This window comes from Streptomyces triticisoli, assembly GCF_003270085.1.
In the GTDB taxonomy this organism is placed as follows: domain Bacteria; phylum Actinomycetota; class Actinomycetes; order Streptomycetales; family Streptomycetaceae; genus Streptomyces; species Streptomyces triticisoli.
This window is the reverse complement of the sequence record NZ_QFDQ01000069.1, coordinates 38978-53510: the sequence shown is the minus strand read 5'-3', so window position 1 is coordinate 53510 and position 14533 is coordinate 38978. Positions and strand designations below refer to the sequence as shown.

At 71.5% G+C, this 14533-nt stretch carries 10 protein-coding genes; 2 read left to right on the top strand and 8 right to left on the bottom strand.

Going from position 1 to position 14533, the window contains the following annotated elements; genetic code table 11:
- Nucleotides 1-110 precede the first annotated feature (110 nt).
- Nucleotides 111-869, bottom strand: a complete 759-nt coding sequence (locus DEP02_RS12675; RefSeq protein WP_112467417.1) for a GOLPH3/VPS74 family protein — start codon at nucleotides 867-869, stop codon at nucleotides 111-113.
- A 247-nt stretch (nucleotides 870-1116) separates the two neighbouring features.
- Here DEP02_RS12675 and DEP02_RS12670 point away from each other — a divergent pair, with 247 nt between their 5' ends.
- Together DEP02_RS12670 and DEP02_RS12665 are read left to right on the top strand one after the other, a co-directional pair.
- On the top strand, nucleotides 1117-4005 hold the full coding sequence (locus DEP02_RS12670; RefSeq protein ID WP_112467416.1) for a D-alanyl-D-alanine carboxypeptidase: 2889 nt from the start codon (nucleotides 1117-1119) through the stop codon (nucleotides 4003-4005).
- Between the two features lie 165 nt (nucleotides 4006-4170).
- On the top strand, nucleotides 4171-6066 hold the full coding sequence (locus DEP02_RS12665; protein WP_112467415.1) for a DUF8823 domain-containing protein: 1896 nt from the start codon (nucleotides 4171-4173) through the stop codon (nucleotides 6064-6066).
- A gap of 36 nt (nucleotides 6067-6102) precedes the next feature.
- Here the strand turns inward: DEP02_RS12665 and DEP02_RS12660 are convergent, their stop codons facing one another.
- From DEP02_RS12660 to DEP02_RS12630, 7 genes are all read right to left on the bottom strand, one after another.
- Nucleotides 6103-7275 carry an MBL fold metallo-hydrolase gene (locus tag DEP02_RS12660; protein WP_198668410.1) on the bottom strand — a complete coding sequence of 391 codons (1173 nt, stop codon included), beginning with the start codon at nucleotides 7273-7275 and terminating at the stop codon, nucleotides 6103-6105.
- Nucleotides 7276-7430: 155 nt separating this feature from the next.
- The gene (gene hpaD / locus DEP02_RS12655) at nucleotides 7431-8435 is read right to left on the bottom strand and encodes a 3,4-dihydroxyphenylacetate 2,3-dioxygenase (protein WP_112467414.1); all 1005 of its coding nucleotides are present in this window, start codon (nucleotides 8433-8435) and stop codon (nucleotides 7431-7433) included.
- Nucleotides 8432-9928, bottom strand: a complete 1497-nt coding sequence (gene hpaE, locus DEP02_RS12650; protein WP_112467413.1) for a 5-carboxymethyl-2-hydroxymuconate semialdehyde dehydrogenase — start codon at nucleotides 9926-9928, stop codon at nucleotides 8432-8434. The genes hpaD and hpaE overlap by 4 nt, the downstream gene beginning before the upstream one ends.
- Before the next feature lie 12 nt (nucleotides 9929-9940).
- Nucleotides 9941-10870, bottom strand: a complete 930-nt coding sequence (gene dapA / locus DEP02_RS12645) for a 4-hydroxy-tetrahydrodipicolinate synthase (RefSeq protein WP_112467412.1) — start codon at nucleotides 10868-10870, stop codon at nucleotides 9941-9943.
- A complete protein-coding gene (locus tag DEP02_RS12640) occupies nucleotides 10867-12330 on the bottom strand; it encodes a fumarylacetoacetate hydrolase family protein (RefSeq protein ID WP_112467411.1) in 1464 nt (487 codons plus the stop codon). The genes dapA and DEP02_RS12640 overlap by 4 nt, the downstream gene beginning before the upstream one ends.
- Entirely contained in the window at nucleotides 12330-13781 is a 1452-nt protein-coding gene (hpaB, locus tag DEP02_RS12635; RefSeq protein ID WP_112467410.1) for a 4-hydroxyphenylacetate 3-monooxygenase, oxygenase component, read from the bottom strand. Before hpaB ends, DEP02_RS12640 begins: the two co-directional genes overlap by 1 nt.
- A 70-nt stretch (nucleotides 13782-13851) precedes the next feature.
- On the bottom strand, nucleotides 13852-14307 hold the full coding sequence (locus DEP02_RS12630) for a flavin reductase family protein (protein WP_232839077.1): 456 nt from the start codon (nucleotides 14305-14307) through the stop codon (nucleotides 13852-13854).
- Nucleotides 14308-14533: the final 226 nt, after the last annotated feature.

Here is a 14533-nt window from a genome sequence, read left to right as displayed (position 1 = left end):
GGCGGGACACGTACGGACTCGTACGGTCCCGCCGCCCCGCTCGGTCCGGCGGCTCGCGAACCGGGCCCGGGGGGACTGCGGTGCGACGTTTCTCCTCGGTACGGCGCGGCTCAGTGGACCACGGCACGGCCGGCCATGGAGCCGCGGTGTGGCTGCACGGGGACGCCTCGGGCCGGCTCTGCGGCCGACTTGGCTCGCGCACCGGTCTGACGGCCCGCCGAACCCGCACCGCGGCGCGGCTGGGTCGCCACGCCGTTCTGGACGTCCATCACGGCGTGCGCCACGAGTCCGCCCATGGGGTCGTGCCGGATCAGGTCCCTGAGCCGGGACCGCGAGGACCGCCCCTCGTTGCCCGGATACAGGTGCTTGCCCAGGCCGACCGCGTGCGCCAGCGCGGCGAGCGCCGCCGTCCGCGGGTCCGGCGGCACGCCGGTACGGATCGCGGAGTCCAACCGGGCCCTGATCTCCCGGCTGATGGCGGTGTTCGTCGCCTGGTAACGAGTCGTCGGCAGCACCCCGCACATCTGACCGGGTACGGCGGCGACCATGCCGCACCGCTCCAGATGCGAGAGGTAGGTCTGGCGTAGCCCGAGACGGGGTCCGCCGATCCAGTGGACCGCCCGTACCGGAGCGCCGCGCCTTCGCAGCAACTCCAACGCACAGTCCAGAGTCGGATCTCCTGTCGGCCGTGGCACCACCACGGCGATACGATCCCCGTCTGGGGCTATCCGTCCGGCCAGCGCCAGCTCCACCAGCTGTGCTCCGGCCAGACCAAGGTCGAGCGACTGCGGCTGCGCAGTGGTACCCGTCGCCGGGTCCAGTGCCAGCAGCAGAAGCTCCTCCGGAAGTGTTCTGCGGCTCCTGCCCATCCATGCCTCCCCGCGTGGATGAATGACAGGGTGACCCCTCTCACAACGGTCTGTCGAGGGTGCGTGACCGGTTCGTAAGGGAACCGGTAGGTATGTCGTTCTCGTCTTCCACTTGGGTTTGGTCCGCACACAGGACACTGGTACATGGTTCGGACAGCGGTACGGCCGCGTGGTACGGCTGCTTCGTCCGGGTGGCGGTTCAGATCGTGGTTCACGGTTCGATAGCCGCGCGCGGGGCGTGCGGCGCATGGAGGAGGCATCGGTGGCGGGCGAGTCCCCCGACAGGTCGAAGCAGCGCGAGTCGTCGGCACAACCGACGTCGGGGAGCGCGGGTCCGGTTCCCGAGGCCAGGAGCGGGGCGCGCGACCCGCGGCTTTCGCTGACGGGTGATGCGGAGGCGTCGGACGGGGCCGAGGACTCGGGTGCGTCCGGTGCGTCCGGTGCGTCCGGTGCCTCCGAGAGGCGCGGGGGCGTCGATACGGCCACGCGGGTGCTTTCGGTGCGGGACCTGGTGGCGGACGGGGAGGGTGCCGGGGACTCCGGGGACGGCGAGGGTGCCCAGGCGTCCGGGAAGGGGCAGGGGGGCCGGGACGCCGGGACGGCGGGGGAGCCGGGAAGGAGCGTCCAGGCGGAGAAAGCTGACGGCGCGAAGGACGACGCGGGGGCCGCCGACGACCAGTCCGGGGACGCCACCGCGCCGGAGAGGGACGGCGAGGCGGAGGCAGCGGCCAGGAGCGGCGAGGCTGAGGCCGGCTCGGCGGACAGGAGCGGGGACGCCGACAGGAGCGCGGAAGCCGCTGAGGTCCGGGGCGCCGGCAAGACCGTGGGCACCGGCACCGGCACCGGCACCGGCACCGGTTCAGCGGAAGGCGCGGCTGGGGATGCCGCCCCCGGGGCCGGCGACCGCGAGGCCGGGAAGGCCGGGGAAGCGTCGCGGGACTCGGACTACGGTGACGAGGGCGACGCGTCGGGTGACGCACGTCTGCGCGAGGCGGTCGCCGCGCGGGTGGACACCGCGGACGCCCCGGACGCCCCGGATTCCGGGAAGAGTCCGGCGGGCTCGAAAGCCGACGACGCCGGCAGGGCGAAGGGCGTGCGGGAGACCGACGCCTCCCAGGAGGCCAAGGGCACCAAGGACATGGCGGAGGCCGACGACGCCGAGCGCGGCGGGACCGCCCGGGGCGCCGCCCCGGCAACTGCCGACGCGGACGCCGCCGATTCCGATGCCGACGACGACGACGCCGCCGACGGCGACCGGAGCACCGACACGCCGTCCGGCACCGCCGACAGCCGCCCCGGGAAGGCCGCCCGCCCCGCCAAGGGTGCTGGGGACACAGAGGACGCCGAGGACGTCGTAGAGGCCGGCGGCGCGACCGCCGACGACAGCGCCGACGACGATGCCGAGGACACCGGCGGAGCCGACGACTCACCGAAGTCCGGCCCCACCACGGCCCCGGAGTCGAAGACCCCCCGTGGCGACGGCGACCCGCAGGGGTCGGCCGACGACCGGAAGCCCGGCGGCAAGCCGTCCGTGGATCAGCCCACCGCCATGCTCAGGGTCGGCGGTGCCGCCAAGCCCCGGGTCGACCAGCCCACCACCATGCTCAAGCTGGGCGGCGAAAGAAAGCAGGACGAGCGGGACCAGCAGGGCAAGCAGGGCAAAGAAAAGCAGGACACACGCCTCCCCGAGTCCGATGCCGAGCGCACCAGCAAGTTCGTCGCGCTCAAGCCGCTCGACCTCCCACAGCTCCCCGAGCCGAAGCCCGCACAGCCGGCCACGCCCAGGCCCCTGCCCGCGGACGCCACGGCCGCCGTCCCGCAGATCGGCCCCGAGCGCACCACCCAGCAGCCGCTGCCGCCCAAGCCGCCGCTGGACCTGCTGGCCGAGCTGACGAACACTCCGCCGCCCCCGGAGACCCCGATGCGCACCCTGGTGCGCCGGGTCAAGATCTGGACCCCGCTGGCCGTGCTCCTCGTGATTGTCTTTGCGATCGTGCAGGCCGTACGCCCGCTGCCGGCCCCCACCCTCGCGCTCTCCGCGAAGGACACCTACACCTTCGACGGCGACCAGGTGAAACTGCCCTGGCCGAACGAGGGCCAGGGCTGGATGGAGGCCGACGGCGTCGGCACGATGGACCACTTCGGCGAGCAGAACCCGGTGCCCATCGGCTCGGTCGCCAAGACCATGACCGCGTACATCATCCTGCGCGACCACCCGCTGAAGCCGGGCGAGGAAGGCCCGAAGATCGAGATCGACCCGACGGCGGAGAAGGAGGGCGGTTACCACAAGGTCGGCGAGTCCACGCTCGACAGCGTCAAGGCCGGCGACTCCCTCACGGAGAAGCAGGCCCTGTCCGCGGTCATGATCCCCTCCGCGAACAACATCGCGCGCCTGCTGGCCCGTTGGGACGCCGGTTCCGAGGAGGCGTTCGTCGAGAAGATGAACGACACCGCCAAGGAACTCGGGATGACCAACACGACGTACACCGACCCCTCGGGCCTGAAGGAGACCACCGTCTCCACCGCCGAGGACCAGGTGAAGCTCGGCAACGCGGCCATGAGGATCCCGGCCATGGTGGCCATCACCAGCGCGGCCAGCTGGACGGACCCGACCGGGAAGTACTGGAGCAACTACAACGAGTTGCCCTACACCATCGGCGCGATCGGCATCAAGACCGGCTCCACCACCAAGGCCGGCGGCAACCTGCTCTTCGCCGCCCACAAGAAGGTCGGCGGCCGGACGGTGACGATCGTCGGCGCGATCCTCGGCCAGCACAAGCCGCCGATCCTCACCACGGCCAACGCGGTCAGCAAGACCGCGCTGCTCGCCGCGCAGGACGTGCCGACCTCGGCGAAGATCCTGAAGAAGGGCGACGTCGTCGGCTACGTCGACGACCGGCTCGGCGGCCACACCCCGGTCGTCGTCACCAAGGACGTCACCGCGGTCGGCTGGGCCGGCCTGAAGGTGAAGCTGTCCCTCGTCGCCAAGGACGTCCCGTCCGTCGGGAAGGTCGGCGACGAGGTGGGCACGCTCACCGTCGGTGACGGTTCGGACGGTGCCGTGAAGGTCCCGGTCGCCCTGCAGGAGGACCTCGTCGAGCCGGGCTTCACGGCCAAGCTGACGCGCCTCGGCTGACTCGTGCGTCACCCGGCGCCACAGCCACCGCCCGCGCAGCCCGTTCGGGCAGCCCCCACCCGGGAGCTGTCCGGACGGGCTGCGTGCTAGCGTCACGAATCGGGCACGTCGCCGGTCGCGGGACGCGGCCGCGGACAGAGGACAGGACACGGGGAGTGCCTTCAGGTGGCGACAGCGGAGCCGACACACGCCGACGACGCCGATCGGGGCCCGAACGACAGCCCGGGCGACGGCCCGCGAATAGACGTGTCCACGACTGACCCGGAGTCCACGACTGACCCGGAGTCCGCGACTGACCCGGAGAGCGACCGCACGAACGGTCACCGCTCCCGCACCCGGGCCACCGCCATGGCCGTCCGGGAGCGGATGCTGCGGCACCCCGCCCTGTCCGTCACGGCCCTGGCGGGCCTGCTGCACATCGCCTGGTTCTTCACCTTCGCGAACAGTGGCGGCGATCTCGCGGCGCAGGACGCCTGGGCCGAGTTCGTCGGCCGGCACCCGGACTCGGCGTACAACCTCGCCTGGTACGGCGGCATGCACCCGGTGTCGTACAGCGTGGTCTCGCCGTATCTGATGTCGGTCCTCGGCGTCCGTACGACGATGATGATCGCCGGCACGCTCTCCGCGGGCCTGCTGACGATGGTCCTCATCCGCAGCCGCGCGGTCCGGAACCCCCTGTGGGCCGCGCTGGCCGGCGTCTTCGGGCTGCTGTGCAACGCGCTGTCGGGCCGGGTGACGTTCGGCCTGGGCACGCTGTTCGCGCTGGGCGCGGTCGCGGCCGTGTTCTGCTGGCCGTACCGCTGGCGCCACAAACGCTGGGCGAAGGCGCTGATCGCGGCCCCGCTGGCCGCGCTCGCCACCATGTCCTCGCCCGTGGCGGGCCTGTTCGTGGGCCTGGTCGCGGTCGCGCTGTTCCTGCAGAAGCGCCGCCCGGGCGCCTGGGCGCTGGGTCTCGCCCCGGCCGCGGTGGTGGCCGTCTCGGCCTGGCTGTTCCCCTTCTCCGGCACCCAGCCGATGTCGTTCGCCTCGGTGGTCCTGCCCCTGCTCTACGCCGTCCTCGCCGTCGTCCTCGTCCCCCGGGAGTGGAAGACGGTCCGGATCACGTCGGCGGTGTACGGCCTGGGGGTCGTCCTGGTGTGGCTGATCAGCTCCCAGATCGGCTCCAACATGACCCGGCTGGCGATGCTGTTCGCCGGAGTGACGCTGGTGGCGGCGCTGCCGTACGCGGTCCCGCGCTCGCGCAAGTGGTACGCGATCGTGCTGGCCTTCCTCGGCTTCGTCGGCTGGATCGGCTTCAAGTCGGTCGACGACATCGTCAACACCACCCCCGCCGCCTCCTGGGCGCGCGAACTGGCCCCCCTCGTCAACCAGCTGCAGCAGGTCGGCGCGGAGAAGGGCCGCGTCGAGGTGGTCCCCGCCCGCTCCCACCGTGAGGCCTCCGCGCTGGCGCCGTACGTCAACCTGGCCCGCGGCTGGAACCGTCAGGCCGACATGCAGCGCAACCCGCTCTTCTACGACGGCACGCTCAACTCGGCGAACTACCACGAGTGGCTCCAGCGCTGGGCCGTGCACCACGTGGTCCTGCCCAAGGACGACCTGGACGGCGACGGCGGCGAAAAGGAACGCGCCCTCGTGCAGCAGGGCATGCCGTACCTGAAGCAGATCTGGGGCGACGCCAACTGGCAGCTGTTCGAGGTCACCGACCCCACCCCCCTCGCCGAGCCCGACGCGGTCGTGATCCGCGCCGAGCAGGACGGGATGACCCTCCAGGTGCACAAACCGGGTCGCGTCCTCATCCGCATCCCGTACTCGCCCTGGCTCAGCCTCGTCGACGACAACGGCAAGAGCCTCAAGCCGCCCCAGGAGACGGACGCCTCCAAGGACCGCGCCGAGGGCGAGCCGAAGACGTACGACAACGTCAACGGCTGCCTGAGGGAGACGGAGGAGGACGCCGAGGGCGACAAGTGGACGATGCTGCTCGCCCCGGAGGCGGGCACGTACCGGCTGGCGTCGCCGTACCAGCTGCCGCGGGGCACACCGTGCCCGGACGAGCTGAAGTGACCGTCCGCCGGCCCGGGAGTCGCCCCGGCCATGCGATCACCGGGCAGGGCGGCCGACCCCGATACGGTCGAGGTCACGGCCGACGATGAGCCGGCCGGAGTAGGTCTTGCGAGCCTGTGCCCAGCGGGATTCCGGGATGTTGCCGGGCACGAAGTGGTTGAGGACGAGGGTGGGCACGCCTGCCCGCTCGGCCACCCTGCCGGTGTCGGCGACGGGGGTGTGGGCAGTGAGGTGGTGGTTGATCAGGGCTTCCTGGTCCGGTGTGTAGGGCGGTTGGCCGTAGCGTCCGCGGATCCACTGGTCGTCGACCACCTCGTGGACGAGGACGTCCGCGCCGGTGGCGAGCCGGACGAGGTTGTCGCACACGCCGGTGTCACCGGAGAAGACGACGGATCCGTGGTGCGAGTCGAAACGGAAACCGAAGGCCGGGGCGGCGGGTGCGTGCTTCACCAGGGTCGCCGAGACCCGCACCCGGTCGTCCTCGTGGACGACGAACGGCGCCATGTCCGGTGTCGGGTTGTCGTTGGGGTGGAACGGCACGTCGGCCGGGATCTCGATGTCGTGGGGGACGACCAGTCGGCGCAGGTCGGTCTTCAGGTTGTCCCGCATGCGGTCGTTGATGTCGGTGGCGTAGGCGCGCAGGAGGGAGTCGGTCATGCCAACGAGCCCCGGTGTGGGGTCGTCGGGGCTGATGACCGGCGGTACCTGCTCGGGGTGGCCGAAGAGGGGCGGCAGCGCTCCGCGGTCGCCGGGGCCATAAGCGTGGACGGGCCGGTGCGCCTTCTCGAGGTTCTGGTACCAGCCGTAGAGCTGCAGGGTGAAGTAGTCGCTGATGTGGTCGGAATGCAGATGGGTGATGAAGATGGCCCGCAGGTCGGCCAGGTCGAGCCCGGCGCGGAAGAGCTGCCGCCCGGCTCCCGCTCCGCAATCGACCAGGTAGACCGCGCCGTCGACGACGACCGCCGAGGAGATGCCTTCGCGGGTGATGCCGTTCCACCAGGAGGGGCCGCCCGCGGTGCCGAGGAGAGCCAGCCACATGGGGTACCGGTCGGCCGCGGCGATGCCCCTGCCGCCGGCCCGAGCCGGCGCAGCCGTGACGGCCGGTAGGCCCAGGGCGGTGGCCGTGGTCGCGCTGCCGGCGAGGAATCGACGGCGGTTGAGTCCGGTGGTCGTGAACCGCCGCATCGGGTTGTCCATCGGGTTGTCCATGGAGAGGGAACCTCTTTCGGTAGGGCGTCGGGTGGGCCGAGGCCGCGGTGGAGCGCGGTCGGGTGCCGTCCACCGCGGCCCGGACCCTCGATGCGCCGGGCTGCGTAAGGTCGCGGACCGGGGAGCGGGTTCGGGCTCCCCGGTCCGGTCCGCTGTCAGCCGAGGCCGTCGGCGCCGACGGTGACGGCGGACTCGTCGAGAAGGGTGTCGGTGACGGGCTGGGGGGTGCCGTCGAGGTCGAGGACCGGGGCGGCCTCCTTGTACCAGGACTCGATGACGGCGTTGCCCCAGAAGTCCCGGCGTCGGTCGTCGTGGACGTTCCACCGGTAGGTCTCGTGGTCGGGGTCGCCGGTGTAGTAGTCGGAGGTGTAGATCTCCACCCGGTGGCCGTCGGGGTCGCGCAGGTAGAGGTAGAAGGCGTTGGAGACGCCGTGCCGGCCGGGGCCGCGCTCGATGTGCTTCTCCTCGTGCAGCGAGCCGAAGAGGTCGGCGGTGCGCAGCACGTGGTGGGACTCGTGGGTGGCCACGCCGACGTGGTGCAGGCGGGGGCCGGCGCCTCCGGTGAAGGCGACGTCGTGGACGGTCTGCTTGCGGTACATCCAGGCCGCGTACAGCTCGTGTTCGTCGCCCTCGATGGTCTCCGAGCAGCCGAAGCCGAGATTCTGGTAGTGGGCGTAGGCGGCGGGGATGTCGGGAGTGCAGATGTTGAAGTGGTCCAGGCGGGCGATCTCGGCTCCGCGGCGCAGGTCGTAACGCTGGATGAGCCGCTCGCCGCGTTCGATGGTGTGGAAGAACTCCACGGGGAAGCCGAGCGGGTCGATGACGCGGACCGCGTCGCCGACGCCGCGGGCGCCCTGGCCGGCGGGGACGCGGCGGACGGGGCGGCCGAGGTCGCGGAAGTACTTCTCGGCGCGGTCGACGTCCTCGGGGGTGCGGACGCGGTAGGCGAGGTGGTCGAGCGCGGCCACCTCGCCCCGGCGCAGCACGAGGGAGTGATGGGTCAGCTCGTCGGTGCCGCGCAGGTAGAGGGAGTCGGCATCCTCGTACTGCACGTGGAAGCCGAGCATGTCGACCCAGAACCAGCGGGCCTTGGCCAGGTCGGTGACGGCGAGCTGGGCGTAGGCGGAGCGGACGACGTCGGGGGCTCCTGGTGCGGTCATGAGGCGGCTCCGAAACGGGGGGTGTGAACGTCGCCGAGGGCGACGTGGACGATCTTGGACTCGGTGTAGAAGTCGATGCTGTGCGCGCCGCCCTCGCGGCCGACGCCGGAGGCTTTGACCCCGCCGAAGGGGGTGCGCAGGTCGCGGACGTTGTGGGAGTTGATCCAGAGCATGCCGGTCTCGACGGCGTGCGCGACGCGGTGGCCGCGCTTCAGGTCGCTCGTCCAGACGTAGGCGGCCAGCCCGTACCGGGTGGCGTTCGCCAGTTCGACCGCCTCGGCCTCGGTGTCGAAGGGAGTCACGCACACCACGGGGCCGAAGATCTCCTCCTGGAAGATCCGCGCGTCGGACGGGACGTCGGCGAAGACCGTGGGCTGCAGGTAGTTGCCCGCCTCCAGGTGGACCGGGCGGGAACCGCCGGCGACCAGCTTCGCCTCCTTCTTCCCGATGGCGACGTAGTCCAGCACCCGGGCGTAGTGCTCGGGGTGGACCAGGGCGCCGACCTCGGTGGCCGGGTCCGCGGGCGGGCCGACCTTGACGCGCTCGGCGCGCTCGGCGAGCCGGCGGGTGAACTCCTCGTAGACCGGCCGCTCGACCAGCACCCGGGAGCCGGCGGTGCACCGCTCGCCGTTGAGGGAGAAGACGCCGAAGACCACCGAGTCCAGTGCCGCCTCCAGGTCGGCGTCGGCGAAGAGGACGACCGGGGACTTGCCGCCCAGTTCCATGGAGGTGGTCTTCAGGTGCTCGGCGGAGGAGCGGATGATGTGCTTGCCGGTGTCGGTGGAGCCGGTGAAGGAGATCAGCGGCACGCCGGGGTGGTCGACCAGGGCCTGGCCGGCCTCCTCGCCGATGCCGTGCACGATGTTGACCGCTCCGGCCGGGAGCCCGGCCTCGGCGAAGATCTCCGGCCACAGGCTTGCCGAGAGCGGGGTCCACTCGGCGGGCTTGAGGACCAGGGTGCAGCCCGAGGCCAGTGCCGGAGCGAGCTTCCAGCTCTCCAGCATGAACGGTGTGTTCCACGGAGTGATCAGCCCCGCGACGCCGACCGGGGTGCGCACCACGTAGCTGATCTGGCTCCCGCCCTGGCGGAAGGCCTCCTCGCCGAGCGCGACGATGACGTCGGCGAAGTAGCGGAAGTTCTCCGCCGCGCGGCGGGCCTGGCCGCGGGCCTGGGTGATGGGCAGTCCGGAGTCGAAGGACTCGAAGGCGGCCAGCTGTTCGTGGCGGGCCTCGACGGCGTCGGCGATGCGGTTGAGGACGTCGGCGCGCTCACGGTTGCCGAGCGCGGACCAGGCGGGGAAGGCGGCCCGGGCGGCGGCCACCGCGCGGTCGACGTCGGCGGGGCCGCCCGCGGCGGCCTCGGCGTAGGGGGTGTTGGTGACCGGGTCGGCGACGTCGAAGGTACGGCCCGATACGGAGTCGACGAGGTCGCCGCCGATCCAGTGCCGTATCCCGGTGGGCAGTCCTGCGGGGGGAGTGGTGGTGTCGGTCATGATCGTGTTCCCTCAGATCTGCTGGGTCAGGTCGCCGCCTTCGGCGAGCAGCGCGCGGATACGGGCCAGGCCCGTATCGGTGGGCGGGGTGAGCGGGGCGCGCACGTGCGGGGAGGCGATCCGGCCCTGCTGGGCGAGCACCCACTTGGCGGGGGCCGGGTTGGTCTCGACGAACAGCAGGTCGACCAGGGGGTGCAGCCGGTAGTGCAGTTCGCGGGCGGCGGCCATGCTCTCGGGGGTTCCGGCCTCCCACAGCTCGTACATCCGCGCCACCGCACCCGGGGCGAGGTTGGTCACCGCGGAGACGAACCCGGCTCCGCCCAGTGCCAGCAGCGGCAGGCACAGCAGCTCGATGCCGGACCACACCAGCAGTTCCCGGCCGCATGCGTGCAGCACCCGGGAGAAGTGCTCGAAGTCCTTCGTCGTCTCCTTGATGCCGACGAAGTTGTCGAAGTCGGTGAACAGCCGCCGCACGGTCTCGGGCGCGATGTCCACCGCGGTGCGCGAGGGCACGTTGTAGGCGACGATCGGCAGGTCCGGGAACTCCGCCGCCACAGTGGCGTACCAGGTGTACAGCGCCTCCTGGGTCGGCCGGGCGTAGTACGGGGTGATGACCAGCGCCGCGTCCGCGCCGAGCTCGCGGGCGGCCGCGGTCAGTTCGAGGGTCTCGTCCAGCTTGGCGCTGCCGGTACCGGGCAGGAAGGGCGCCCGGTCGGCGATCTCCTCGGCCACGGTGCGCATCGCGGCGATGCGCTCGGTGACCGTCTGCGCGGACGGCTCGCCGGTCGAGCCGCCCAGTGAGATGCCGTGCGAGCCGGAGTGGAGCTGCCAGCGGATCAGCTCGCGCAGACTGTCGTGGTCGACCGCGCCGTCCTCGGTGAACGGGGTGACGACCGGGGCGATCGAGCCGCGGATACCGGACGGGTCGCTGCGGAACTTCACGCCTGTTCTCCTTCGATGTCGTTCTTCTTGCACCAGGCCTCGTACTGCGCGCGCCAGACGGGGTCCAGCGGGTACAGGCCCTCGACGCTCTCGCCGGACAGCACCTGCTCGGTGATGAAGGCCTCCTGCCGCTCCTGCTCACGGCAGTCCGCGATCAGTTCGCTCGCCAGGTCCGGGGGCACGACCACCACGCCGTCCGTGTCGCCGACCAGGATGTCTCCGGGCTGCACCAGCGCTCCGCCGCAGGCCACCGGCACCCCGGTGTCCCACGGCACATGGCGTCGGCCCAGCACCGAGGGGTGCTCACCGCCGTGGTAGACCGGCAGGTCCAGGGCGGCGACCGCGGCGCTGTCCCGCAGCCCGCCGTCGGTGACCACCCCGGCTGCCCCGCGCTCCTGGGCGCGCAGCGCGAGGATGTCGCCGAGGGTCCCGGCACTGGTGTCCCGCCGGGCATCCATGACCAGGACCTGTCCGGGGCGCAGCTCCTCGATGGCCCGCTTCTGGGCGTTCATGCCGCCCCCGTATTTCTTGAACAGGTCCTCGCGCAGCGGCAGATAGCGCAACGTGTGGGCGACGCCGACCATCCGTGTGCCGGGCCGGGTGGGCCGCACCCCGTCGATGGACATGTGCGGCAGACCGTGCTTGGCGCGCAGCTGGGAGGAGAGGGTGGCCACGGCCACCGACTGCAGCCCCTGCTCGATCTCCGGGTCCAGCCGGACGGTGTCCGGCGACCCGGCCGTGTACGCCGACCCGTACGCGGCCGCGCGCTCCGCGGGATCGACCCGGGGCATTGCGCCCCAGGTCTCCAGGTCGTGCCCGGCGATCGCGACGCGGTTGCGCAGCCGTCCCGTGCTCAGCTCGTCGCTGCTGACCTCGACCTCGACGACGTCGCCCGGTGAGGCGACCGAGGCGCCCGCCGGAGTGCCGGTCAGGATGACGTCCCCGGCCTCCAGGGTGACCAGCCGGGACAGGTCCGCGATCAGATGTCCGAAGCCGAACAGCAGGGTGTCGGTGGTGTCCTCCTGCACCAGCTCGTCGTTGACCCAGGTCCGCAGCCGCAGTGCGGCCGGGTCGAGTGCGGATGCCTCCAGCAGTCGCGGGCCGATCGGGGTGAAGCCGTCCGCGCCCTTGGAGCGAAGGTTCGATCCGCGGTCGGCGTAGCGCAGGTCGTACACGCCCGAGTCGTTGGCGGCCGTGACCCACTTGACATGGCTCCAGCCCTGCTCCGGCGTCACCCGGCGCGCCGGACGGCCGATGACCAGCGCGATCTCCCCCTCGAACCCCATCAGTTCGCAGCCCCGCGGGCGCAGGATCGCGTCCCCGCTCCCCGCCAGCGAGGATGGCGGCTTGAGGAAGTACGACGGATGGTCCGGGACGCGACCGCGCTCCTTCGCCCGGCTGCGGTAGTTCAGATGGACCGCGATGATCTTCGAGGGGGTCAGGCCCAGCGGATGCGGCATCAGGCACGCTCCAGGAACGCCTGGACCCTGGCCTTGTAGGGCTCGCGGTCGTAGGACTTGACGTAGGCGCCGGCCATCCGCACCGGGTCGCCGAAGAAGTAGTACTCGTACAGCGACTGACGGCTGGAGAAGGCCGAGATGCAGGTGTCCCACACCAGGCGGAACAGCCTGATCCGCTCCGGGCCGGTGAGTGTCGCCGACTGCAGGTAGGTCGCGATGTCCGTGCCCGCCGGGCCGACGACATCGGCCTCGGTGGGGGTGGCCATCAGACCGCTGGCGCCGAGCTTGCGCAGGATCTGCGGCAAGCGCTGGTAGAGCTTGGGGTAGAGGTTGCGGGCGGCGTTCAGCGGGGCCCAGGCGGGTGTCAGCACACCGAATTCGTTGAGCTCCGCGTCGGCCTCGGCGGCGCGGAGGAACGCGCGCAGCATCTCCAGTGTGGAGATGACGTCGGCGATGTCCTCCTGGACGTGCTGGAACTGCTCGATGCCGATGGCCTCGGTCAGCAGCGAGACCAGCCCGAGGATGTACTCGGTCTTGGCGGAGGTGCGCGTGACCACCTGGTGGGTCATGTGCACGACCGCCGAGGTCTTGGCGTAGAAGCCGTTGCACAACTCGGCGTTGCCGATGGCGAAGCAGCGTTCGTAGGGCACGTGGACGTCGTCGAAGACGACGACGGCGTCGGACTCCTCGAAGCGGGAGGCGAGGGGGTGGTCATGGCGCGGTCGGTCGTAGTCCAGCGGCTCGCGTGCGATGTAGCGCAGCCCCTTGGCGTCGTTGGGGACGGCGAAGGCGTAGGAGTACGGTGCGTCCTCGGGCGTGCCGCGCAGCACGGTGGAGGGGAAGACGAGCATCTCGTCGGCGAACGGGGCGATGGTCGCCAGCATCCGGGCGCCCCGGATGACGATGCCGTTGTCGTCCTCGTCGACGATCCGGGCGGCCAGCTTGCCGCCGGCCTGCTGGGTGCCGGCCACCGCACGGTTGACCTGCGGCGGGATCAGGGTGTGGGTGCAGAGCAGGTCCTCCTCGCGGACCTTCTCGTAGTAGCGGCGGATGTTCTCGCCGAACGCCGGGTTGGCCTGGGCGAACCAGTCGGCGGCCGATGCCAGGGCCATCAGCGAGCTGTTCATGTAGTCGCCGGTGCGGCCCAGCATGCCGTTGCTGTGGTCGGCCCAGACCTTGTACGCCTGGCGGCGCTTGACGAGGTCCTCGGGTGTCTTCGGGGTGAGGAAGGAGGTGCCCACCGGCTCGCCCGAGGTCGGGGAGGTGTAGGTCAGGACGTCCTTGTGCTCGGGGGCGTGCTGGAGGTCGTACAGCTCGGCGTAGGTGCGGACCACGTTGCGGAAAGCCGGGTGGTCCTGGATGTTCTCGGTGACCGTCTCGCCCTGGACGTGAACGGTGGGGCGGGAGTTGGACAGTCGCTCGAGGAATTCCTTGCCGGTGCGTGCGGCCATGGGGAGTCTCCTTGAAGGGGCGGGCGGTTCAGAAGGGTGCCGGGTACGCCGAAAGCGTGGTTCTACGAGGTCAGATGAGGTGTTCGATGCCCTCGGAGCACTCGATGGCCCGGCCGAAGCGGCTCCAGGCGTAGGTGAGGGCGTCCCCGTCGCGGTGACCGAGGTCGGTGACCTGCCCCAGGACGAGGGTGTGGTCGCCGCCGTCGTACGAGCGCCATGGATCGCACTCGATCCAGGCCAGGGGATTCGCCAGCCGGGGAACGCGGGCGCCGGGCACCCAGCGGGGTTCGAGGAGGCCCTGGGCACCGGCGAACAGGCGGGCCAGCGGCTCCTGTTCGGCGCCGAGGATGTTCACGCAGAACGGGCGGAGCGCCAAATCGTCGTGACTTCGGGCCCGTTTGGCGACACTGACCAGCACCAGCGGGGGATCGGCGGAGACGGACGTGAACGAGTTCATGGTGGCACCGCGCGGCCCGTCGTCGCCCTGGAACGTGACGACGGTGACGCCGGTGGCGAAGCGCGACATGCAGGCCCTCAGGGCTCCGGGGCTCGGTGGGGCGAGGATTGGGGACATCGGGCGTACTCACCTGCTTTGCGAACGGGTGGTGCGGATGTGGCCGGCTGCGGCTCTCCCGGCGGGCGGGCCGGGAGAGCGTGCAGGGGGCGGAGAGGGCCGGGCATCGGGCGGGATGCCCGGCGACGACCGCCGCCCTGCGGGGGTGCGAAGACGGCGGATGTGGCACTGGAAGCAA

What these genes read in the sequence shown, in the direction of transcription:
- DEP02_RS12640 (WP_112467411.1), bottom strand. Translation starts at nt 12,330, where the DNA reads ATGCCGCATCCGCTGGGCCTGACCCCCTCGAAGATCATCGCGGTCCAT.
- DEP02_RS12660 (WP_198668410.1), bottom strand. Translation starts at nt 7,275, where the DNA reads ATGGACAACCCGATGGACAACCCGATGCGGCGGTTCACGACCACCGGA.
- hpaE (WP_112467413.1), bottom strand. Translation starts at nt 9,928, where the DNA reads ATGACCGACACCACCACTCCCCCCGCAGGACTGCCCACCGGGATACGG.
- DEP02_RS12670 (WP_112467416.1), top strand. Translation starts at nt 1,117, where the DNA reads ATGGAGGAGGCATCGGTGGCGGGCGAGTCCCCCGACAGGTCGAAGCAG.
- DEP02_RS12675 (WP_112467417.1), bottom strand. Translation starts at nt 869, where the DNA reads ATGGGCAGGAGCCGCAGAACACTTCCGGAGGAGCTTCTGCTGCTGGCA.
- hpaB (WP_112467410.1), bottom strand. Translation starts at nt 13,781, where the DNA reads ATGGCCGCACGCACCGGCAAGGAATTCCTCGAGCGACTGTCCAACTCC.
- hpaD (WP_112467414.1), bottom strand. Translation starts at nt 8,435, where the DNA reads ATGACCGCACCAGGAGCCCCCGACGTCGTCCGCTCCGCCTACGCCCAG.
- DEP02_RS12630 (WP_232839077.1), bottom strand. Translation starts at nt 14,307, where the DNA reads ATGTCGCGCTTCGCCACCGGCGTCACCGTCGTCACGTTCCAGGGCGAC.